Here is a 19,808-nt window from a genome sequence, read left to right on the forward strand (position 1 = left end):
CGTGGGAGTTATACGTCGGCTCGGACGAAGGACTGGATCGCGGTGGCCGCGGCCCCGCGGGCCCACTCCTCGAAGGGCAGTGGGCGGGTGAGGACATCGCACTGCGCGGCGGAGCCGAAGGCGGCCGCGACGAAGGCGTCGCGGATCTGTTCGGCGAACAGGTCGTAGGCGGCGAGCCCCTCGCCGGAGATGATCACGCGTTCGGGGCCGAGGAGGTTGGCGACGGTGGCGATGCCGCGGCCGATCGCCTCCCCGGCCCGTGCGTACACTTCGCGGGCTCCGGCGACGCCTCGTCGGGCCAGGGCCAACGCCTCGGCAGCGTCGGCGAGTTCGACGCCGGTGATCTCCTGGATGTGGCGGACGATCGCGGCCTCCCCCGCGATCGCCTCCACGCAGCCGCGGTTGCCGCAGTGGCACAGCGGGCCGTTCGGGTCGACGGTCACATGGCCGATCTCGCCGGCCACGCCGTGGGCTCCGGCGACCACCCGGCCGTGCACCACGAGGCCGCAGCCGATGCCCGCGCCGACGGTCACCACGGCGAAGTCGGACAGGCCCGCGCCGGCGCCGAACCACTGCTCGGCGACGGTCAGGGCGCGCACGTCGTTGTCGACGGTGACCGGCAACCCGGTGGTCAGGGCGGCGAGTTCGGCGAGGGGTACGTCGCGCCAGTCGAGGAACGGCGAGTAGCGGACGGTGCCCTCGGCCCGGTCCACGTCTCCGGAGACGGCGACGCCGAGGCCCAGTACCGGGACGCCGTCCGCCTCGGTCAGCAGGTCCTGGACCAGGTCCGCCACGGACGCCAGCACCGCCTTGGCCGCACGGTCGGGCAGCGGCACATGGCGGGCGACGCGGATGCGGCAGCACAGGTCGGTGAGGACGCCGATGATCTCGTCGCCGGTCACCTTGACGCCGATGAACAGGGCGCGTCCGCCGTCGACCCGCACCAGGTTCGCGGGCCGCCCGAGTGCGGGGCGGGCCTCGTCGTCCGCGCCCTCCACGAGGTACCCGGCCTCGATGAGGGGCCGGACCGCCTTGGTGACGGCGGCCGCGGACAGCCCCACCCGGCGGGCCACCTCCAGTCGGGCGAGCGGGCCTTGGGACAGGACGGTGGTGAACACCTGCGAGGCGGCGGGGGTGTTCACGGGGAACGTCTCGGCGCGGGAGATCGGGCGCATGGCCGGGAACTTAGAGGGGTTCTTTTCCGTCGTCAATAAAAGAAGCAGGATTCGTCTGTGACCGGGCTGTCAGTGCCGGGCGGCACAATCGCCCCATGACGACGATCAATTGGGCCGAGCTGACCCACGCCTACGGCAGCGCGGAGGACATCCCGGGGCTCTTCGCGCAGCTCGGCGGCCCTGACGACGGCAAGGTGTGGAACGACCTGTGGTCCGCGCTGTGCCATCAGGGCTCGGTGTACGAGGCGAGCTGGGCGACGTTGCCGGTCCTCGCGGACATCGCGCGGGGCCGGGCGCCCGGCGAGCCGCTCCAGGCGGTGCTGATGGCCGGGCTGATCACGACGGACCCGGACCCCACCCGCCGCGAGCACTACGCCCATGAGATCGAGGAGTTGCTGAGCGTCGCGCGCGGGCTGTTCGCGGCGAGGGATCTGGAGGTGGGCGACTTCGTCTATCTCCAGATGGCCATCCTCGCGTTCGAGGACGCCGGGGTGTGGGCGGCGGCGCTGGAGGGGCTGCTCAACGAGGAGTACGAACTGGAGTGCCCCGCATGTGAGGACGGTCTCTTCGTCGCCTTCGGTTCGTACGGCTACTTCTCCGTGGCGGGCGATTACGTCACCGGGCCGGGCAAGGAGGACGAGGAGGGCCGGGCGAGCCTCGCGCCCACGACCCCAGAGCGGCTGGAGGGCATCGGCGCCCGTCTGCACCGGGAGGCCGTGGAGGCGGGCCGGAACGAGGTCGCGCTCGCCCTGACGTATGTCTTCGGCAGGGCCCACTGCCCCTCCTGCGACGCCGGGTTCGGTGTGTCCGACGAGGTGGAGAGACAGTGGGCCTGACCGCGCGGTGCGCCGTCAGTGCCGGGCGGCCGGGGTGTTGGCCGCGGTCACGTTGACGGCGGCCCAGGACCGGTTCACCGCCTTGTACTCGGTGCTGCCCGCCCCGTAGAGGTCCTTCGCCGCCTTCAGGGTCGCCGTGCGGGCGTCGTGGAAGTCGGTGGTGGAGACCATGTAGCGGGTCAGGGCGCGGTAGTAGACCGCCGTGGCCTTGGCGCGTCCGATGCCCTTCGCGGGCAGTCCGTCGACGGTCGGCGAGTCGTAGGTGACGCTGCCGATCTTCTTGCGGCCGCTGCCCTCGGCGAGCAGGTAGTACGCGTGCGAGGAGACGCCGGAGCCGGCGTGGACCTCGGCGTCGTAGACGGCCGGTGACCAGTAGTCGATGGCGCCTTCGAGCACGTCCAGGGAGGGCTTGTCGAGGCGGCGCAGGAACTTCTGGTCCAGACCGAGCTTCTCGCCGACCAGGTAGTTCGGCGGGTTCTTCGGGTTGTTGGCGCTGAACTCGACGTTCGAGCCGAAGATATCGGCCAGCGACTCGTTGAGGGAGCCGGCCTCGCCGTACTGGTTGCCGTCCGCGTCCACGCGGGTGGGCTCCAGGCGGGCGGTGGCGTCCACGACTCCGTGGGTGAGTTCGTGGCCGGTGACGTCGAGGACGACGAGCGGCTTCTTGAACATGTCGCCGTCACCGTCGCCGTACAGCATGCAGCCGCAGGCCGGGTCCCAGAACGCGTTGGCCACCTTGTTGCCGAAGTGGACCATCGCCTTGGCGCCCTTGGAGTTGTTGGCGATGCCCTTGCGGCCGAAGGTCTTCTTGTAGAAGTCCAGGGTCTTGGTGATGCCGTACTGGGCGTCGACGGCGGCGCTGGCACGGTTGGAGACGGTGCCGTTGCCCCATTTGTTGGTGGTGCTGGTGAACTTCTTGCCGCGGGCGAAGTTCTCCAGTTCCTGGCCCTTCGCGTCCCGGGTCTCGGTGCCCCAGCGGTTGGGGTCCTTGAGGACGTAGCTGCGGCTGGCCGTCTTCGTGGTGGTCAGTGTGACCTTGCCGGCGAAGAGGGAGTTGCCGGTGCCCGAGGCGGTCGCCGCGAGGGCGTCGGCCTGCGGGGCGGTGCCGGTGGCCGGGTCCAGCTTCTCGCCGCGCTCGCGCAGGGTGTCGATGAGCTGGGGCGAGAGGAACTCGTCGCTGTCCGGCGTGTTGCTGCGCACCTTGCCGGTGACGGCGTCGACGACGACCGTGCGGGAGCCGCCCGCCTCGGCGGTGGCGCTGCCGGTGACCCGCACCTGGAAGGCGAGGGCCGAGGCCCCGTCACGGGCGTCGACGACGAGTTCCGCCGGACCGGCGTCGCCCTTGGCGGCCGCGGCGGCGCGCTCCTGGGCCTGCTGGGCCGTCAGCCGGGCACGGTCGGCCTTGGGCTCGACGGCGTGGTCGGCCGCGCGGGTGACGCCCGCGTAGGCCAGCTGTTCGGTGAGGTGGACGACGAGGTCGCCGCCGAGGACCGGCATGCCGCGATGGGCCCGGACGAACCGGACGTGCCGGGCGCCCTCCGGGTCGATCAGCACATCCTGGGCCCGGAGTTCGTCGCCCGGGGCGACACCGGTGGCCGAGGTGTGGGCGAACGCGGCGGCGCGGGCCGCGTCGACGACGGACGTGGCCGTGACGGCCGGGGCCTTCTTCGGCTGTCCCGTGGACGGGTCGGCGAAGGCCGTGCCCGCGAGCCCCGTGGCGGCCGTCGTCACCGCGACGGCGACGGCCAGGCTGCGTATATGGGGTCTACGCACTATGAGGGTTCCTTCGTGCGAAGGCGGCCGGGATCACCAACCGCCCTGGTTCATGACGCGGTTGCGCGCCATGGGGGCTGGTCGGGCCCCGGGACGAAACCCTTACGGATGAGTCATGTACATGTAAAGCCTGAATAGTCGCTTTTCCAACAGTTCATGGCAATACTTTGCGAATCCGCAGCGCTCAGTGAGCAACGAGTGACCAACTGTGCGTCGGCTGTGGAGATGTGACGGGGTGCGAGGAGGTTGCCCGGCGTACGTGTGATCGATCTCGCATCGAGGAGAAACGGGAGAACACTCGGATGACATCAGCAACGCTGCGCAGGGCCACGGTCTCGGGCGCGGTCCTGCTGTCCCTGCTCGCGGTCCCGGCCCACGCCACGGCCGACGAGAGCGACACGGCCCCGACGAGCGCCGCGGCCCTGCCCCAGCCCGACATCGCGGGGCTGCGCGGCGTGCTGCGCACCGCCCTGCGGCAGGGCGCGCCCGGGGCGATGGCACGGATCGACGACGGCGGCACCGTCCACCGGATGGTCACCGGCCTCGCCGACCGCAAGACCCGACGGACCATCAGCACCCGCGACCGGTTCCGCATCGGCAGCGTCACCAAGACCTTCTCCGCCGTGGTGCTGCTGCAACTGCGCGACGAGAAGAAGCTCAAGCTCGACGCCTCGGTCAACCGCTATCTGCCGGGCCTGCTGCCCGACGACCGCATCACCGTGCGGCACGTCCTGAGCCATCGCAGCGGTCTGTACGACTACACCAACGACATGTTCGCGAGGTCGGTCCCGGGCTTCGAGGCCGTCCGCACCAAGGTCTTCACCTACCGCCAGCTGGTGGACCGCTCGCTGCGGCATGCCCGCACCAACAGCCCCGGCGCCGCCTACGCGTACTCCAACACCAACTTCGTGGTCGCCGGCATGCTCATCGAGAAGCTGACCGGCCGCTCCGTGGGGACCGCCTACCAGAGCCGCATCATCGAGCCGCTCAAGCTGCGCGACACGCTGTACGTGCACCCCGCCACGACGATCCCCGGCCGCCACACCCGCGGCTACATGACGTCGGACACGGCCGGCGCCGCACCGATCGACGCCACCCGGCAGACGACGTCCTGGGCGCAGAGCGCGGGTGCGCTCATCTCCACCGCCGGGGACCTCAACACCTTCCTGTCGGCACTGCTCGGCGGAAAGCTGACCTCCGCCAGGAGCCTGGAGCAGATGGAGCGGTGGTGGAAGGTCAACAGCACCACGGCGTACGGCCTCGGCCTGCGCCGCCGCACCCTGTCGTGCGGGACGTCGGTGTACGGCCACACGGGCGCCGTCCAGGGCTACTACACGTACGCGTTCACGTCGAAGGACGGTAAGCGCAGCCTCAGCGCACTCGCCAACACCTCCAACAACGCGACGGTGCTCAACACGATGATGGGCACCCTCGAGTCGGCCTTCTGCGGCAAGCGGGCGGCCACGGTCCGAGGATCGGCGCACGTCGAGCGGCACGAGGACATGGCCCCGGGCGTCGCGCTGGACTGACCGGGCGGGAACCCCGGTGACCGGGCGCACGTTCTTCGGACACCCCCACCGGGTTCCGTACGACGACTCCAGGACGGCGCGATGACCGAGTTGGTCCCCGGGGGCAATCTGCCCCTCCCGGGCGGTGCCGTGACCGTCCGGGTGTCCGGTCCCTTCGATGTGTCCGCGCTCATCACCGACGACAGCGGCAGGGTCCGGGGCGACGGCGACTTCGTGTTCTACAACCAGCCCGCCGCCCCGGGAGCCCGGCTCTCCGGCGACACCCTGACCCTCGACCCGGCGCGACTGCGCGCCGGCGCCACACGGATCACGGTCGCCGTCACCCCCGCCGACCCCGGCACTCCCCTGGGCCGCCTGCCCGCGCCCACCCTCCACCTCACCGGCCCGGGCGGCCGCGCGCTGGCCCGGTTCGCCCCGCCACGCCCCCGCCAGGAGACCGTGCTGCTGCTCGCGGAGATCTACCGGCGTGGCACCGACTGGAAGCTGCGCGCGCTGGGCCAGGGGTACGCCGACGGCCTGGCGGGACTGGCGCGGGACTTCGGGGTGGACGTCGCCGAGGAGCCGGGCCCAGTCTCCACGCCCCCCGTGGGGGCAACGACGCCGGTGCCCCCGCCGATACCCTCACGGCCGCCCGTGGCCCCACGCACACCCCCGGGCCCTGTCTGGCCGCACAGGCCCTCTCCCGCCCCCGACGCCTTCCTCACCCTGGTCAACTCCGCCCGCGCCGCCGCCGGTTCCCCGCCCGTCTCCCTCGACGCCCGCCTCGCCTCCGCCGCCCAGGCCCACGCATCCGCGATGGCCGCGGCCCAACGCCTCGGCGTCCAGGGCGCGGACGGCCTCTCCGTTTACCAGCGGCTCACCGCCACCGGATACGCGTACGTCACCGTCGGCGAACACCTCGTCTCCGGCCCGCGCACCCCCGCCGAGTTCGTCGACTACTGTCTGCGCACCGCCCAGCCCCGCCGGACCCTGAGCGACCCGGCCTTCACCCACGCGGGTCTGGCCCACGCCTCCGACGGCCGCACCGGCGACACCTACTGGACGGCGCTGTGGGCCAGGCCCCTCACCCCGGGCGACCTGAGCCGTACGGCGTCCGAGGTCGTCGACCTCACCAACCGCGAGCGCGCCCGCCACGGCCTGCCTCCCCTGGCCGTCGACCCCTTCCTCACCACCGCCGCACAGGCCCACAGCGCCGACATGATCGCTCGCGCCTTCTACTCCCACACCTCACCGGACGGCAGCCAACCCTGGGACCGGGCTGCCGCCGCCGGATCGGGGCGGCGCTCGATCGGCGAGAACATCGCCTGCGGACAGCGGTCCCCCGCCGAAGTCGTGGAGGGCTGGATGAACAGCCCGGGCCATCGCGCCAACATCCTCAAACCCGGCTTCACCCATATCGGGATCGGCTTCGCGGGCGGCGGTTCGTCGGGCACGTACTGGACACAGCTCTTCGGCGCCTGAACCGACACGCCGGAGAGCCCATGGCGGAACGGAGACGTCCGGGACACCATGCCCCCATGAAGGGTGACCTCTTTTCCAGTGAGCACATGGTCCAGCCGGCCACGACGCCGGGCATGAACGTCGAGAACGCGAAGTGCATCAGGTACACGGTGAACGGCGAGATGCTCGCCCGGCAGGGAGCGATGATCGCCTACCGCGGCAACCTCCAGTTCGAGCGCAAGGGCCAGGGCGTCGGCGGCATGCTGAAGCGCGCGGTCACCGGTGAGGGGCTGCCGCTGATGACCGTGCGCGGCCAGGGCGAGGCCTGGTTCGCGCACGAAGCGCAGAACTGCTTCGTCGTCGAGGTCGACCCCGGCGACGAGTTCACCGTCAACGGCCGCAACGTCCTGTGCTTCGACGCCTCGTTGTCGTACCGGATCTCCACGGTGAAGGGCGCGGGCATCTCGGGCGGCGGTCTGTTCAACAGCGTCTTCACGGGCAGCGGCCGGCTGGGACTGGTGTGCGAGGGCAACCCGCTGGTGATCCCGGTCTCGCAGCAGTACCCGGTGTACGTCGACACCGACGCGGTCGTCGGCTGGACCGCCGGTCTGCAGACCTCGCTGCACCGTTCGCAATCCATCGGGTCGATGCTGCGCGGCGGATCGGGCGAGGCCGTGCAGCTGATGCTCCAGGGCCAGGGGTACGTCGTCGTACGGCCGAGCGAGGCGACACCGCAGAAGCCGCAGCAGCACTGAGCCGGTCACCCCACCGCCCGAAACCGTGTTGACCGGCGCCCCGCACCGCGCCAGGGTCGAAGCGGTGCGGATCGTCCGTGCCGGAAGGGTGAGGGTCTTGATCGGGATCTCCGACATCGAAGCCGCGGCCGAGCGGATCGCCGCACACGTGATCCGCACCCCGACCGTGCCCAGCCCCGGGCTGTCGGCACTGCTCGGCGCTCCGGTCACCGCCAAGCTCGAACTCCTCCAGCGCACCGGTTCGTTCAAGGCGCGCGGCGCGACGGCGAAGCTGCTCTCGCTCACCCGGGCCGAGCGGGCCGCCGGAGTGGTGGCGGTCAGCGGCGGCAACCACGGCATCGCCCTCGCGGTGATGGCCGCGGCGCTCGATGTGAAGGCCACGGTCGTCATGCCGCGCTCGGCGCCCGCCCACGCCGTGGAGATCGCCCGGGACGCCGGTGCGTCGGTGCGGGTGACCGACGACATGGACGGCGCTTTCTCGCTGGTGACACGGTTGCGGGACGAGGGCCTCACCCTGGTCCACCCCTTCGACGATCCGCTCGTGATCGCCGGACAGGGAACCGTGGGACTGGAGTTCGCCGAGGACGCCGGTGACCTCACCGACGTCGTCGTCAGCATCGGGGGCGGCGGGCTGATCGCCGGTGTCGCGGCGGCGCTGCGCGCCCGGCGCCCCGGTGTGCGGATCTGGGGTGTGGAGACCGAGGGCGCCCAGGCCATGTCCGAGGCACTGGCCGCGGGCGGGCCGGTGCCGGTCGCGCTGTCGTCGATCGTGTCCACCCTCAGCGCGCCGTCCGTGTCGCAACTGACGTACGACCATGTGTCGGCCCTGGTCGACGAGGTCCTCGTGGTCACCGACCGGGAGGCGGTGCGGGGCTCGCTGCAACTCGCCGATCACGCCAAGGTGTGGGCCGAACCCGCCGCAGGCTGTCTGCTGCCCGCGGCCCGGCGGGTGCTCCGGCGGGTGGGCGACGACGCCCGGCTGGGGCTGGTGGTGTGCGGAGGCAACGCGACGACCGGAGATGTCAAAACCTGGGCAGAACGTTTCGAATTGCTCTGACCCTTCGTCAAATCCCTTCGCGTGACAGCCCGTCAGGAAAAGCACCCGGCTTTCCGCTGAACGCACCCGGTCACGCCCCCCGTACCAGTGGGAAAGGTGAGAGACAGGTTCAGCAAGGGATGACCATGGTCAAGGCGCACGTCTCCACACACGAGTTGGTGGCCGGAAGGTACCGGCTCCTGGAGGTCCTCCACCGCGAAACGAACCGCGTCTGCTGGTACGGGGAGGACGTCGAGGCCGGCCGTCCGTGCCTGCTCACACAGATCGGGCTGCCACCGGATCCTCACGGCGAGAGCTCGCGCCGCGCGATCGCCCGGGTCATCCGGATGTCCGAGACCATGGGGCAGCTTTGCCCGGGCCGGCTCGCCTCGGTCGTCGACGCCGTCGAGGAGTACGGCACCCTGTGGACCGTCACCGAGTGGATCGAGGGCACCCCGCTGGGCGAAGTCCTGGAAAGGGAAGGCACGTTCAGCTACGTGCGGGCGGCCCGTATCGGCCTCGAACTGCTCGACGTGCTGGAGGCCGGGCACGGCGAGGGCATCACCCACGGCGAGCTCAGCCCCGGCCAGGTGTTCGTGCGGGACAAGGGCCCCGTCGTGGTCACCGGCTTCGGCCTGACCGGCGCGACGCTGGCCCCCCGCGTCAGCGCACCGTCGTACGCCTCCCCGGAACAGGCCCGCGACGAGCGCATCGGGCCGGCCGCGGACCTGTGGGCGCTCGGCGCGATGCTGTACACGATGGTCGAGGGCCGCCCGCCCTTCCGGGACCGGGACAGCCCGGAGACCACCTTGAAGGGCGTGGACCGGCTTCCGCTGCGCAGCCCGGTGCGGGCCGGACCGCTCACCCCGACCGTGCAGGGGCTGCTCCGGAAGAACTCCAGGGAGCGGCTGAACCGCCAGGCGGTCCGCGAGGCGCTCGTCCGTGTCGTCTCCGAGGACCCCGAGGCGGCCCTGGCATCGGCCCCCCGGTCCCGGCTGCGCGGCCTCACCTCCGGTGGACCGGGCTGGAGCCGCCGCACCATGGCCGCCGGCACCGCGCTGGCCATCGTCACCGTCGCGGTGGCGGTCGTCGCCGTGGCGCGTGAACTGCCCGGCGGTTCGGACGACTCCGCTACCGACGCGGCCACGCCCAGACCGTCCGCCTCCGCCTCCGTGCCCGCCGCGCAGCCCAGTCAGGCGCCCGCCCCGACGCCGACGGCCCAGAGTCCCACCCCGACTCCCACGCCCACGCCCACTCCTACGAGCGCCCCGCCGGCGGCTCCGCAGCCGGAGTTCCAGCACTACACGTCACCGCAGGGCTTCTCCGTCTCCCTCCCCGAGGGCTGGGAGGCGCTGAGCACGACGAAGCAGGACGACCTCGCGTACCGGGTCGTCCTCGGCGCGAAGGGCGACCCGCGCACGCTAGCGGTCACGTACAGCACGCGCGTGGGCGACGATCCGGTCGCCGTGTGGCGGGACGACGTCGAGCCGAGGCTTCAGCAGTCGGGCGACTACCAGCGGATCGGGGAGATCCGCGCGACGACGTACCAGGGCCGCGAGGCCGCCGACCTGGAGTGGCTCGCCACCGTCGACGGCACCCGCGTGCACACCCTGGGCCGTGGCTTCCTCCTCGGCTCGGGCCGGGGTTTCTCGCTGCGCTGGACCACTCCGGCGTCCGACTGGGACGACGACGCCAACCAGCAGACCCTGGACACGATCCTGCGGACGTTCCGCGTGCCCTCAGACTGAGTCGCGGGGCGCGCGCATCGCGCGGATGCGGGAGCTGTGCAGCGGCTGGGTGCGCCACCGCGCGGTGAACGTCCGGTCCGTGAGCGAGCAGGTCAGGTCGAGGTGGTGCGGGGTCTCCAGGAGGGCCACGTCCAGGGCGAGGGTGTCCGGGCCGGTCCATCCGCCGCTCACCGCCGCGGGCACCGGTCCGTCGGTGACGGTCCAGCCCGGCTCGCCGCACCGCAACTCCAGCCGGTGGCCGTCCTCGACGAGGGTCAGCCGCCGGCCCTCCGCGTCGACCTCGACCGCGGTCAGCTTCGGGAGCCCCTCGCAGCCTCCGCCGTGCGGGGTGAACGCGACGGCCTGCCCGGGCGGCGCGGACGTGCCCTCCGCCGGCGGCAGCGCGAGCCGGGACATCCGCTCGGCCAGCGCGACATCGTCCTTCTCGCGACCGGACAGCGGGCCCGCGCCGAACGCCGGCAGCAGATGGCTCCAGACCAGGTCCAGCACCTTCTGCATCTCGTCGGTGGCCCCGGTGATCGCGACCACCGCGTCCTGCTCGGGCAGCACGAGGCAGTACTGCCCGTACGCGCCGTCCCCGCGGTATCCGTGCCGGCCCATCCAGAACTGGAAGCCGTACCCCTGCGCCCAGTCGGGCCACGTGCCGTCCCCGTTGACGATGTGCGACCGCGTCGCCTCGGCGACCCACTCCCGAGACAGCAGCCGCTCGCCCTCCCACACGCCGTCCTGGAGGTACAACTGGCCCAGCCGGGCGATCGCGTCGGTGGTGGCGTGCAGTCCGCTGTATCCCAGCTCGCGTCCGGTCCGGCCGCGCAGCCACGCCACGTCGCCGATGCCGAGGGGATCGAAAAGACGCGGCCGCAGATACTCGGTCAGCGGCCGGCCGGTCACCCGCTGGACGATCGCGGCGAGGGTGTAGGTGGCGGGCTGGTTGTAGGCGAAGACCGTGCCCGGGTCGCGGTCCGGCGGCAGCAGCAGGAAGCCGCGCACCGGCTCCTCGCGGTCCGTCGCCAGCGCCCGGTCATGGGTCTCCGCCGCATGACCGCTGGCCATCGTCGTGATGTGCCGGACGAGCATCGCGCGGCTGCGCGGGTCGGTGATGTCGGCGTCGAACTCCGGGAAGTACGAGATCACCGGGTCGTCGAGCCGGAGCAGGCCCTCCGCGACGGCGAAGGCGGCGGCCGTCGCGGTGAAACTCTTGCTGAGCGAGTACAGGAGATGGGGACGGTCGGCGGTGTACGGCGCCCACCATCCGGACGCCACGACCTTCCCGTGGCGCAGGACCATCAGACTGTGCGGCTCGATGTCCGGGGCGGATTCGAGGGCGTCGAGCAGGGCCTGCACGCCGGTCGCGTCGACACCTTCGGCGGACGGGGCGCTCGTGGGCAGAGGGCGAACACTCATACGACCATCCTCCCCCGGCGATCACGCCATGATCCAGACGCCCACGAGCCGTTTTCGGTGCCGTAGCCCGGGGACTCGCTCCTTATGGTGCAAATCGGATACACGATGATGACCGAGCAGGCCGGGCCCCGTGAGCTCGTCGACCATGTGGTGCGGGCCGAGGAGGTGGGCTTCGACTTCTCGGTGACCTCGGACCACTACTTTCCGTGGCTGCGCGCACAGGGTCACTCGCCGTACGCCTGGAGTGTGCTGGGCGCCGCCGCGCAGGCGACCTCACGCATCCCGCTGATGACGTACGTGACCTGTCCGACGTTCCGCTACCATCCGGCCGTCGTGGCGCAGAAGGCGGCGACGATGCAGTTGCTCTCCGAGGGCCGGTTCCGGCTGGGGCTCGGCTCGGGAGAGAATCTCAACGAGCATGTGGTGGGCGGCGGTTGGCCCTCAGTGGACGTACGGCACGAGATGCTGGAGGAGGCGGTCGAGATCATCCGGGCGCTCTTCCGGGGCGGACATGTGAACCATCGCGGGACGCACTTCGACGTGGAGTCCGCCCGGCTGTGGGATCTGCCCGACGAAGCGCCGCCGCTGGGCATCGCGGTCTCCGGCGAGCAGTCCTGCGCCCTCGCGGGCCGGCTCGCGGACCTGGTGATCGCGACGGAGCCCAAGGCCGGCCTTCTCGACGCCTTCGACCGCAACGGCGGTACCGGCAAGCCGCGCGTGGGCCAGCTGCCGGTCTGCTACGACCCCGACCGGGACACCGCCGTGAAGCGTGCCCACGCGCAGTTCCGCTGGTTCGGCAGCGGCTGGAAGGTCAACTCGGAGCTGCCGCATCCCGACGCGTTCGAGGGGGCCACGCAGTTCGTGACACCGGACGACGTCGCCGCCTCCATCCCGTGCGGTGACGATCCGGACGACTTCGTCGAGGCCGTACGCCCCTACGCCGAGGCCGGGTTCACCGAGATCGCGCTGGTGCAGATCGGCGGCGAGTCGCAGCCGGCGTATCTGGACTGGGCGGACAAGACGCTGCTGCCCGCGCTCCACGACGCCCTGGACCACTAGACACACAGGGGTTGCCAAAGCATCGCCAAAGGGTGGATATAGGCTGCCTCCCTGCACTCGTGCAGTTCGACCGGCCCCCCACTCAGGAGAGTCACCTGTGACCCTAGCGATCGCCCCGTCCGAGACGTCCCCCGCGCCCCTGTCCGACCTCGTGGCGCGGGACGCTCGTGAGTTCGGCGTCTACGCGCGGACCGGAGGCTGGGCCTTCGGGCTGATGGTGGCGCGCAGCGTACGGCCCGGCGGCCAGGGCGCGGACGAGACGCCGAAGGTGTCCGCGAAGGAGTTCGCCGAGCTCGCCGGCTGTTCCGCCGATCGTGTCATGCGCTACTACAAGGCGTGGGACCGGGCCGCCGACGACGGTCTCGTCCCGCACTTCGAGGCGCTCGCACCGGGCCAGGAGGTGGAGCTGCCGGACGCCGACGTGTGGCTGACCTACTACGTCTCCCGCAACAGCGCCACCTCCGAGCGCGGCACCGCCATCACCGAGGCCGCCGAGGCCGAGGGCATCCGGCCGACGAAGGCCCTGGAGGTCGCCGAGAACCCCACCGCGCTGCGCGCCGCGATCCTCGCCGACCCCTCCACCGCCCGGGCCGCCCGTCAGGCGCTCCTGGACCGGGTGCGCGAAGACCCCGACCTGCAGGCCGAGTTGGCCCGCGACGTGGTGCGCACCGACGACCTCAAGAAGGCCGTCGCGACCGAGAGCAGGTCCGCCGACCGCATCGGCTACGTCCGTCAGATCGCCGAGTCGGGCCAGATCAAGACCCCCGCCGGACAGACCGTCGACGCGCCCGCCGACCTCCGCCAGGAGGCCGAGCGGCACCTCTCCCTCCTCGACGAGCTGGACGAGGACGAGGACACCGGCGAGTGGGCCACCGAGGCCTACGGCACCATGAAGACCCTCGTCGTCGAGGCCGTGGAGGCCGATCCCGAACTCCGTGTCCAGGAACGGCGGACGAAGTTCTACAGCAGCCTCCAGAAGGCGACGAAGGTGTTCGAGGAGCTGACCTTCGACGACGCGCAGGACTTCTACGAGGACGACATGGTCCAGCAGCTCGAGGAGTTGCAGCAGGCCATCGGCGCGTGCATCACGTCCCTGCGCAGTGCTCGGGGGAATCAGCCTCACGAGTGAGCATTTCGTGCGTGAGAGGGGTACTTGAGGGCAGCACCGCGTTCGTACTTTCCGGAGGCCCCCAGGTGAACTTCTCGACGCACAAGACCTTGGTCGTACAGCTCCAGGCGGGCGACACGGGCCGTTTCCCCGTGCTCGCCCATCTGGATTACGACGCCTCCGACCCGTTCGCCGTCACCGTGGTGTTCAGCCACGACGGCCGGGTGCTCGCCCGGTGGCGCCTGGACCGCGAGATGCTCGCGCAGGGGCTCACCGGGCCGGTCGGGCTGGGCGACGTGCGTCTGCGGCCCGTGTCCTCGGGCGCGGGGAAAGAGCTGCGCATGGAACTCCTCGGCGACGCCCGGCCCGGCGGCGGCAGACATCACGCCGTGGTGTTCCTCTGGGCCCCGACGGTCGCGGCGTTCCTGAGCCGGACCTACGAAGTGGTGCTGCCGGGGCAGGAGGAGGTCGAGGTCGACGACTTCCTCGCGGAGGTCATCGCACGGGGCTGAACGAGTGACGGTGCGGGCGTCGGCTCACTCCGTCGTGTAGCGGCGCCGGATCCACAGCGGCAGCAGGAACCAGCACACCAGGTACCACGCGACCACCGCGCTGACCAGCCACGGCACGTAGGGGTCATGGGTGGCGACCCGCAGGATCAGCAGGAGTGACGCGGTCGTGGTGGCGAGCAGCAGCACCAGGCCGACGAAGGTCAGCCGGGCCGCCCACTGCACCGCGCGGTGTTTGATGCGGCGTCCGGACACCAGGCGGTGCAGGGACACCGGCCCGATGAGGGCGCCGGTGGCGGTGGCGCCGAGGACGACCGTCACGATGTAGATCGTCTGTTCGGTGTCGCCGAGGTCGGCGTACTTCGGTGTGAAGACGACGGTCAGCAGGAAGCCGAACAGGAGCTGCACGCCCATCTGCGCGACACGGATCTCCTGCATGAGCTCGACCCACATGCGGTCGGCTCGCTCGTCCTCGGTCTCGTCGCGTCCCGTTCGTCTTTCCGCAGCCTCCACCATGCGGGACGGGTAACCCGGCGTCTGATCGTTCAAACAGCCGGGCTCCCGTCCGCGTGGCCTACCAGCGGTTCTCGACCTGGTCCTTGATCCGCCCCTCGTAGAGGTCCCGGATCGCGGTGAGCGTCTCCTCGGACAGCTCCGGCAGCGCGGCGGCGGCCGCGTTGGCGCGGGCCTGCTCGGGGTTGCGTGCGCCGGGGATCACGGTGGTCACGCCGGGCTGCTGGATGATCCAGCGCAGTGCCAGCTGGGCCGGGGTGTATCCCTCGGGGGCGAGGGCGGAGAACTCGGCGGCCGCCTCCACGCCGGTCGCGTAGTCGACGCCGGAGAAGGTCTCGCCGACATCGAAGGACTCGCCGTGGCGGTTGTAGGTGCGGTGGTCGTTCTCGGGGAAGACGGTGTCCTTGGTGTACTTGCCGGACAGCAGACCGGAGGCCAGGGGCACCCGGACGATGATGCCGACGCCCGCCTCCCGCGCCGCGGGGAGCACCCGCTGAAGGGGCTTCATGCGGAACGCGTTGAAGATGATCTGCACGCTGGCCACGCCCGGCCGGGCGATCGCGGTCAGGGCTTCCTCGCAGGTCTCCACGCTGACGCCGTACGCGGCGACGCGCTCCTCCTCGACGAGGGTGTCCAGCGCGTCGTACACCGCGTCCGTCGAGTAGACCGGCGTGGGCGGGCAGTGCAGCTGGACCAGGTCGAGGCGGTCGACGCCGAGGTTGCGGCGGGAACGGTCGTTCCAGGCACGGAAGTTGTCGAGGACGTAGTTCTCCGGGATCTGGTCGACCCGGCGGCCCATCTTCGTGGCGACCAGGACGTGCAGGTCGGGCCGGCTCCGCAGGAACGTGGCGATGGTCTCCTCGCTGCGGCCGTCGCCGTACACATCGGCGGTGTCGAAGAAGGTCACGCCCGACTCGGCGGCGGCCTCCAGTACCGAAAGGGCTTCCTTGTCGTCGACGTCTCCCCAGTCGGCACCCAGCTGCCATGTACCGAGACCGACGACGGATGCGTGCTGACCCGACCTACCGAAAGTGCGCTCGTCCATGGCGTCAGTCTGTCATCCGTCACCTCTGTGCGCGGAACGGGCTCCTCCGGAGACTCTCCTGTGAATCATTCACTCACACGAGTGAATGAACTCGACGAGCAAGCGCTCTCTGACAAGCAGGTCCCTAGCTTGACCCAGGTGACCCACAACTGGACCCGCAGAAGCTTCCTCCTCGGCGCCGCCGCCCTGACCCTCGTGCCGGCCGACCCGGCCGTCGCCGCGCAGGAACTGCCCGGCTTCCCGGACGAGGTGGCGCTCTACCGCTCGGCGTACCGGAACTGGGTCGGCGAGATCACCGCCGCCGGACTGTGGGCCTGCGCGCCCACCGACGGGGAGCAGGTGGCCGCCGTCGTCAACTGGGCCTGGCAGCACGGCTGGCATGTGCGCGCCCGGGGCTTCTCGCACGGCTGGTCCCCGCTGACGATCACCGAGGGCACCTCACCGGACGCGCCCGTGCTGCTCGTCGACACGACCGCGCACCTCACCGGTCTGGCCCTGGAGTCCGCCGACGCCGTGCGAGCCGGCGCCGGAGCCTCGATGGAGTCGTTGCTGACCTTCCTGGAGGGACACCGCCTCGGCCTGACGGCCGCGCCCGCGCCCGGCGACCTCACCCTCGGCGGCGCCCTCGCGATCGACGCGCACGGCAGCGCCGTCCCCGCGCAGGGCGAACGACGGCTGCCGGGCCAGACGTACGGCTCACTGAGCAACCGGGTGCTGTCGGTGACCGCGGTCGTGTGGGACGAGGGCAGCGGGGCCTACGTTCTGCGGACCTTCGAACGGGACGAGGCGGACGCCGCCGCACTGCTGACCCATCTCGGGCGGACCTTCGTCACGGAGGTCGTCCTGCGGGTCGGCGCGAACGTGAACCTGCGCTGTGTCAGCCGTATGGACATCCCGGCAGGTGAGCTTTTCGCCGCGCCCGGCAGCGACGGACGCACCCTCGCGAGCTACCTGGACGAGGCCGGGCGCGTCGAGGCGATCTGGTTCGCCTTCACCGAGTTCCCGTGGTTCAAGGTGTGGAGCGTCGAGCCGACGAAGCCGCTCACCTCGCGCCGCGTGACGTCGCCGTACAACTATCCGTTCTCCGACAATGTGCCGACCCTGGTGGCGGACCTCGCCGGGCGGATGGTCTCGGACGCGGCCTGGTATCTGGCACCGGTGCTCGGCAACGCGCAGTACGACACGGCCGCGCTCGGGCTCGTGGCGACGCTGTCCGCCGACATCTGGGGGCCGTCCAAGAACACGCTGCTCTACATCAAGCCCACCACCCTGCGGATCAACGCCAACGGCTACGCGGTGCTCACCTCCCGGGACCAGGTGCAGCGGGTCGTGGCCGGGTTCACCGCCTTCTACCGCGAACGGCTCGCGGCATACGCGGCCCTGGGCCGTTTCCCGGTCAACGGCTCGGTGGAGATCCGTGTCACGGGCCTCGACGACCCGGCCGACGCCGAACTCGACGGAGCCCGCGCCCCGTTGCTCTCCGCGCTGCGGCCGGACAGCGCGCACCCGCAGTGGGACACCGCCGTCTGGCTGGACGTGCTGACACTGCCGGGGACCCCGTACGCGGAGGCCTTCCTGCGTGAGCTGGAGCGGTTCCTGCTGGACAGCCACGACGGCACGGACGCCCTGACCCGCGTCGAGTGGTCCAAGGGCTGGGCCTACACGGACGACGCGGTGTGGGACGACGAGCAGGTGCTCGGCACGGCGGTGCCCGCGTCCCTCGGCGACGGCGTCTGGGAGCAGGCGGCCGGCATCCTGGACCGGCTCGACCCGCACGGCGTGTACGGCAACGCCTTCCTGGACCGGCTGTTCGGCTAGGGCGTCAGCTGCGCCTGCACCACGGGTGCGTACCGCTCCACGAGGATGTCCAGCGTGCTCGCCCTCATATGGGGGCCGCGGGCGATGCCGTACATCACGCCGAGGCCGAGAAGGGTGCCCACGGCGAGTTCGGCGCGCAGGCCGGTGTCGGGGCCGGTGAGGCGTTCGGCGAGGCGTTCGGTGACCTGGGCGCGGAAGTTGGCGCGCAGGATGTCGCCCTGTTCGCCGTGCAGGGGGGCGAAGGCGATGCGCAGCAGGGGGTCGGCGCCGCGCTCGCTCTGGCTCTCCAGGACGTGGCGGACCATGTGCCGGCCCAGCTCGGGCAGGGGCGCGTCCAGCAGGGCTTCCGCGTCGGCCTCGAAGGACATGACGCGGGCGAAGAGGGCGTCCTTGTTGCCGAAGTACTTCAGGATCAACGGCGGGCTCACACCGGCGCGTTCGGCGACCGCCTTCAGGGTGATGTCGGCGTGGGCGTGGCGGGCCAGGAGGTAGCGGGCCGACCTGAGGATGGCCGCCTTGGTCGCCTCGGCGTCGCGGCGTGCGGACGTGGAGGCGGTCGGTGGGGTGCTCACGGCACTCATGCTCCCTCCATCACCCCCTTGCGGGCTCCCCGGGCCCGGCGTGTTCCGCCGGCCTCCGGGTCGGCGGGGATGCTCAGTGCGGTCGCGCACGCCGCCAGGGCGACCGCCCCCGCGACGCCGAAGGCCAGCAGATAGCCGTCCAGGGCGGGTACGGGAACACCGCCGACCAGGCTGGTGTGGCGGACCAGGACCGCGGCGACGGCGGCACTCGACACCGCCTGCCCGATCGTGCGCATCAGGACGTTGACTCCGTTGGCGGAGGCGGTCTGTCCTGCCGGGACGGCGAGCAGGATGAGGGTGGGCAGCGCCGAGTAGGCCAGGGTGGTGCCGGTGGCCACGACCGCCGCACCGACCATGATCATCCACAGGTCGTGGCTGTCGGCGATGCGCACGGCGTAACCGGCCGCGATGACCAGCGCCCCGAGGGCGAGCGTGACGCGCGGTCCGCGGGCGGCGGAGATCCGGGCCGAGACCGGCGAGAACAGCAGCATGATGAAACCGCCCGGGAGCAGCACCAGACCGGTCTGGACGATCGACAGCCCGAGCCCGTACCCCGTCGCCCGGGGCGCCTGCACGAGCTGGGCGGTGACCAGGGAGTTGGCGTAGAACGCGAACCCGGTCAGCAGCGCCGCCACATGCGAGAGCCCGACCCGCGGCTTCGACACCAGCCGCAGGTCGACCAGCGGCCGTTCGGCCCGCAACTGCTGCCACCACCACAGCGACAGTACGACGACGGCGGCGCCGAAGAGCCCCAGGATCCGCGCACTGCCCCACCCCCACTGCCCGCCCTGCGACACCCCGAGCAGCAGGCTCACGAGCCCGGCGGCCAGGCCGAGGGTGCCCGGCACGTCGAACCGGCCGGGCTCGCGCACCGGCGACTCCCGTACCGCCCACCACGCCGAGGTGACGCCCACCGCGCCCAGGCCGGCGGTCACCCAGAACATGGCGTGCCAGTTCGCGTACTGCACGATGACCGCCGCGAGCGGCAGGCCCAGCGCGGCGCCGATACCCACGGTCGAGCTCATCAGCGCCACCGCGCCACCCCGGCGTTCCGGCGGCAGTTCGTCGCGCAGGATGCTGATGGACAGCGGCACGACCGCGGAGGCGGCGCCCGAGAGGGCGCGGGCGGCGATGAGCACCCGGATGTCGGAGGACAGGGCGCACAGCACCGAGCCGACGGTCATCAGACCCAGCGCCGCCATGAGCACCCTGCGCTTGCCGTACATGTCGCCGGCCCGGCCGAGGACCGGGGTCAGGACGGCGCCGGCGAGCAGGGTCGCGGTGACCATCCAGGAGACGGCGCCGGGTGAGGCACCGGTGAGCCGCGGCAGGTCCGGCAGCAGCGGGACGACCACGGTCTGCATGACGGCCATGAGGATGCCGCCGAACGCCAGCACCGGGACCGTCAGCCGTTCCCGCAGGGGCCGGGGTATCGCGGCGGGCTCGTCCATCGGCACTCCAGCGAAAAAAATATGGGTG

17 protein-coding genes are annotated in these 19,808 nt (G+C 71.5%); 10 read left to right on the plus strand and 7 right to left on the minus strand.

The genetic code is table 11. The annotated features are described in order from the left end of the window. Window positions 1-8 precede the first annotated feature (8 nt). Complete coding sequence (locus tag ACIOHP_RS20670; protein ID WP_401889405.1) at window positions 9-1,175, minus strand: ROK family protein; 1,167 nt, start codon at window positions 1,173-1,175, stop codon at window positions 9-11. Between the two features lie 95 nt (window positions 1,176-1,270). Here ACIOHP_RS20670 and ACIOHP_RS20675 point away from each other — a divergent pair, with 95 nt between their 5' ends. Then, entirely contained in the window at window positions 1,271-2,011 is a 741-nt protein-coding gene (locus ACIOHP_RS20675; RefSeq protein WP_401889407.1) for a hypothetical protein, read from the plus strand. 15 nt (window positions 2,012-2,026) lie between these two features. On the opposite strand, the gene ACIOHP_RS20680 is transcribed toward ACIOHP_RS20675, so the two are convergent. Then, on the minus strand, window positions 2,027-3,784 hold the full coding sequence (locus ACIOHP_RS20680; RefSeq protein ID WP_401889410.1) for a M4 family metallopeptidase: 1,758 nt from the start codon (window positions 3,782-3,784) through the stop codon (window positions 2,027-2,029). Between the two features lie 302 nt (window positions 3,785-4,086). Between ACIOHP_RS20680 and ACIOHP_RS20685 the strand changes: the two genes are divergently transcribed. From ACIOHP_RS20685 to ACIOHP_RS20705, 5 genes are all read left to right on the plus strand, one after another. After that, on the plus strand, window positions 4,087-5,313 hold the full coding sequence (locus ACIOHP_RS20685; protein WP_401889412.1) for a serine hydrolase domain-containing protein: 1,227 nt from the start codon (window positions 4,087-4,089) through the stop codon (window positions 5,311-5,313). 81 nt (window positions 5,314-5,394) lie between these two features. After that, on the plus strand, window positions 5,395-6,774 hold the full coding sequence (locus tag ACIOHP_RS20690) for a CAP domain-containing protein (RefSeq protein ID WP_361544520.1): 1,380 nt from the start codon (window positions 5,395-5,397) through the stop codon (window positions 6,772-6,774). 56 nt (window positions 6,775-6,830) lie between these two features. Then, window positions 6,831-7,508, plus strand: coding sequence for an AIM24 family protein (locus tag ACIOHP_RS20695; protein WP_327715148.1), 678 nt, complete (start codon window positions 6,831-6,833; stop codon window positions 7,506-7,508). A 97-nt stretch (window positions 7,509-7,605) separates the two neighbouring features. Further along, complete coding sequence (locus ACIOHP_RS20700) at window positions 7,606-8,565, plus strand: threonine/serine dehydratase (protein ID WP_401889415.1); 960 nt, start codon at window positions 7,606-7,608, stop codon at window positions 8,563-8,565. A 119-nt stretch (window positions 8,566-8,684) separates the two neighbouring features. Continuing rightward, a complete protein-coding gene (locus ACIOHP_RS20705) occupies window positions 8,685-10,292 on the plus strand; it encodes a serine/threonine protein kinase (RefSeq protein WP_401889418.1) in 1,608 nt (535 codons plus the stop codon). Here ACIOHP_RS20705 and ACIOHP_RS20710 read toward each other — a convergent pair. Then, window positions 10,284-11,696, minus strand: a complete 1,413-nt coding sequence (locus ACIOHP_RS20710) for a serine hydrolase domain-containing protein (RefSeq protein WP_401889420.1) — start codon at window positions 11,694-11,696, stop codon at window positions 10,284-10,286. The genes ACIOHP_RS20705 and ACIOHP_RS20710 overlap by 9 nt on opposite strands. A gap of 84 nt (window positions 11,697-11,780) precedes the next feature. On the opposite strand from ACIOHP_RS20710, the gene ACIOHP_RS20715 reads away from it, so the two are divergent. From ACIOHP_RS20715 to ACIOHP_RS20725, 3 genes are all read left to right on the plus strand, one after another. Beyond that, a complete protein-coding gene (locus ACIOHP_RS20715) occupies window positions 11,781-12,755 on the plus strand; it encodes an LLM class F420-dependent oxidoreductase (RefSeq protein ID WP_401889423.1) in 975 nt (324 codons plus the stop codon). Between the two features lie 97 nt (window positions 12,756-12,852). Continuing rightward, window positions 12,853-13,884, plus strand: coding sequence for a hypothetical protein (locus tag ACIOHP_RS20720; protein WP_361544502.1), 1,032 nt, complete (start codon window positions 12,853-12,855; stop codon window positions 13,882-13,884). A 65-nt stretch (window positions 13,885-13,949) separates the two neighbouring features. Next, window positions 13,950-14,375: an SsgA family sporulation/cell division regulator gene (locus tag ACIOHP_RS20725; protein WP_361488796.1), complete on the plus strand. Its 426-nt coding sequence runs from the start codon at window positions 13,950-13,952 to the stop codon at window positions 14,373-14,375. 24 nt (window positions 14,376-14,399) lie between these two features. On the opposite strand, the gene ACIOHP_RS20730 is transcribed toward ACIOHP_RS20725, so the two are convergent. Both ACIOHP_RS20730 and ACIOHP_RS20735 read right to left on the minus strand, forming a co-directional pair. After that, window positions 14,400-14,888 (minus strand): DUF6328 family protein, encoded by a 489-nt coding sequence (locus ACIOHP_RS20730; RefSeq protein ID WP_361544499.1) that lies wholly within the window; start codon window positions 14,886-14,888, stop codon window positions 14,400-14,402. A gap of 58 nt (window positions 14,889-14,946) precedes the next feature. Further along, window positions 14,947-15,930, minus strand: coding sequence for an aldo/keto reductase (locus ACIOHP_RS20735; RefSeq protein WP_361488799.1), 984 nt, complete (start codon window positions 15,928-15,930; stop codon window positions 14,947-14,949). A 138-nt stretch (window positions 15,931-16,068) separates the two neighbouring features. On the opposite strand from ACIOHP_RS20735, the gene ACIOHP_RS20740 reads away from it, so the two are divergent. Further along, entirely contained in the window at window positions 16,069-17,748 is a 1,680-nt protein-coding gene (locus ACIOHP_RS20740) for a cholesterol oxidase substrate-binding domain-containing protein (protein ID WP_401889426.1), read from the plus strand. On the opposite strand, the gene ACIOHP_RS20745 is transcribed toward ACIOHP_RS20740, so the two are convergent. Further along, a complete protein-coding gene (locus tag ACIOHP_RS20745) occupies window positions 17,745-18,329 on the minus strand; it encodes a TetR family transcriptional regulator (protein ID WP_401889429.1) in 585 nt (194 codons plus the stop codon). The two genes, ACIOHP_RS20740 and ACIOHP_RS20745, sit on opposite strands and share 4 nt — an antisense overlap. Beyond that, window positions 18,326-19,780, minus strand: a complete 1,455-nt coding sequence (locus ACIOHP_RS20750) for an MFS transporter (protein ID WP_401889431.1) — start codon at window positions 19,778-19,780, stop codon at window positions 18,326-18,328. The genes ACIOHP_RS20745 and ACIOHP_RS20750 overlap by 4 nt, the downstream gene beginning before the upstream one ends. Between the last annotated feature and the right edge of the window lie 28 nt (window positions 19,781-19,808).

This window comes from Streptomyces sp. NPDC087859 (assembly GCF_044742595.1).
GTDB classification, from domain to species: Bacteria; Actinomycetota; Actinomycetes; order Streptomycetales; family Streptomycetaceae; genus Streptomyces; species Streptomyces canus_F.

Coding starts and splice junctions, on each gene's coding strand:
- ACIOHP_RS20685 (WP_401889412.1), top strand. CDS start 4,087: ATGACATCAGCAACGCTGCGCAGGGCCACGGTCTCGGGCGCGGTCCTG.
- ACIOHP_RS20710 (WP_401889420.1), bottom strand. CDS start 11,696: ATGAGTGTTCGCCCTCTGCCCACGAGCGCCCCGTCCGCCGAAGGTGTC.
- ACIOHP_RS20695 (WP_327715148.1), top strand. CDS start 6,831: ATGAAGGGTGACCTCTTTTCCAGTGAGCACATGGTCCAGCCGGCCACG.
- ACIOHP_RS20670 (WP_401889405.1), bottom strand. CDS start 1,175: ATGCGCCCGATCTCCCGCGCCGAGACGTTCCCCGTGAACACCCCCGCC.
- ACIOHP_RS20730 (WP_361544499.1), bottom strand. CDS start 14,888: ATGGTGGAGGCTGCGGAAAGACGAACGGGACGCGACGAGACCGAGGAC.
- ACIOHP_RS20675 (WP_401889407.1), top strand. CDS start 1,271: ATGACGACGATCAATTGGGCCGAGCTGACCCACGCCTACGGCAGCGCG.
- ACIOHP_RS20715 (WP_401889423.1), top strand. CDS start 11,781: ATGGTGCAAATCGGATACACGATGATGACCGAGCAGGCCGGGCCCCGT.
- ACIOHP_RS20690 (WP_361544520.1), top strand. CDS start 5,395: ATGACCGAGTTGGTCCCCGGGGGCAATCTGCCCCTCCCGGGCGGTGCC.
- ACIOHP_RS20750 (WP_401889431.1), bottom strand. CDS start 19,780: ATGGACGAGCCCGCCGCGATACCCCGGCCCCTGCGGGAACGGCTGACG.
- ACIOHP_RS20745 (WP_401889429.1), bottom strand. CDS start 18,329: ATGAGTGCCGTGAGCACCCCACCGACCGCCTCCACGTCCGCACGCCGC.
- ACIOHP_RS20735 (WP_361488799.1), bottom strand. CDS start 15,930: ATGGACGAGCGCACTTTCGGTAGGTCGGGTCAGCACGCATCCGTCGTC.
- ACIOHP_RS20705 (WP_401889418.1), top strand. CDS start 8,685: ATGACCATGGTCAAGGCGCACGTCTCCACACACGAGTTGGTGGCCGGA.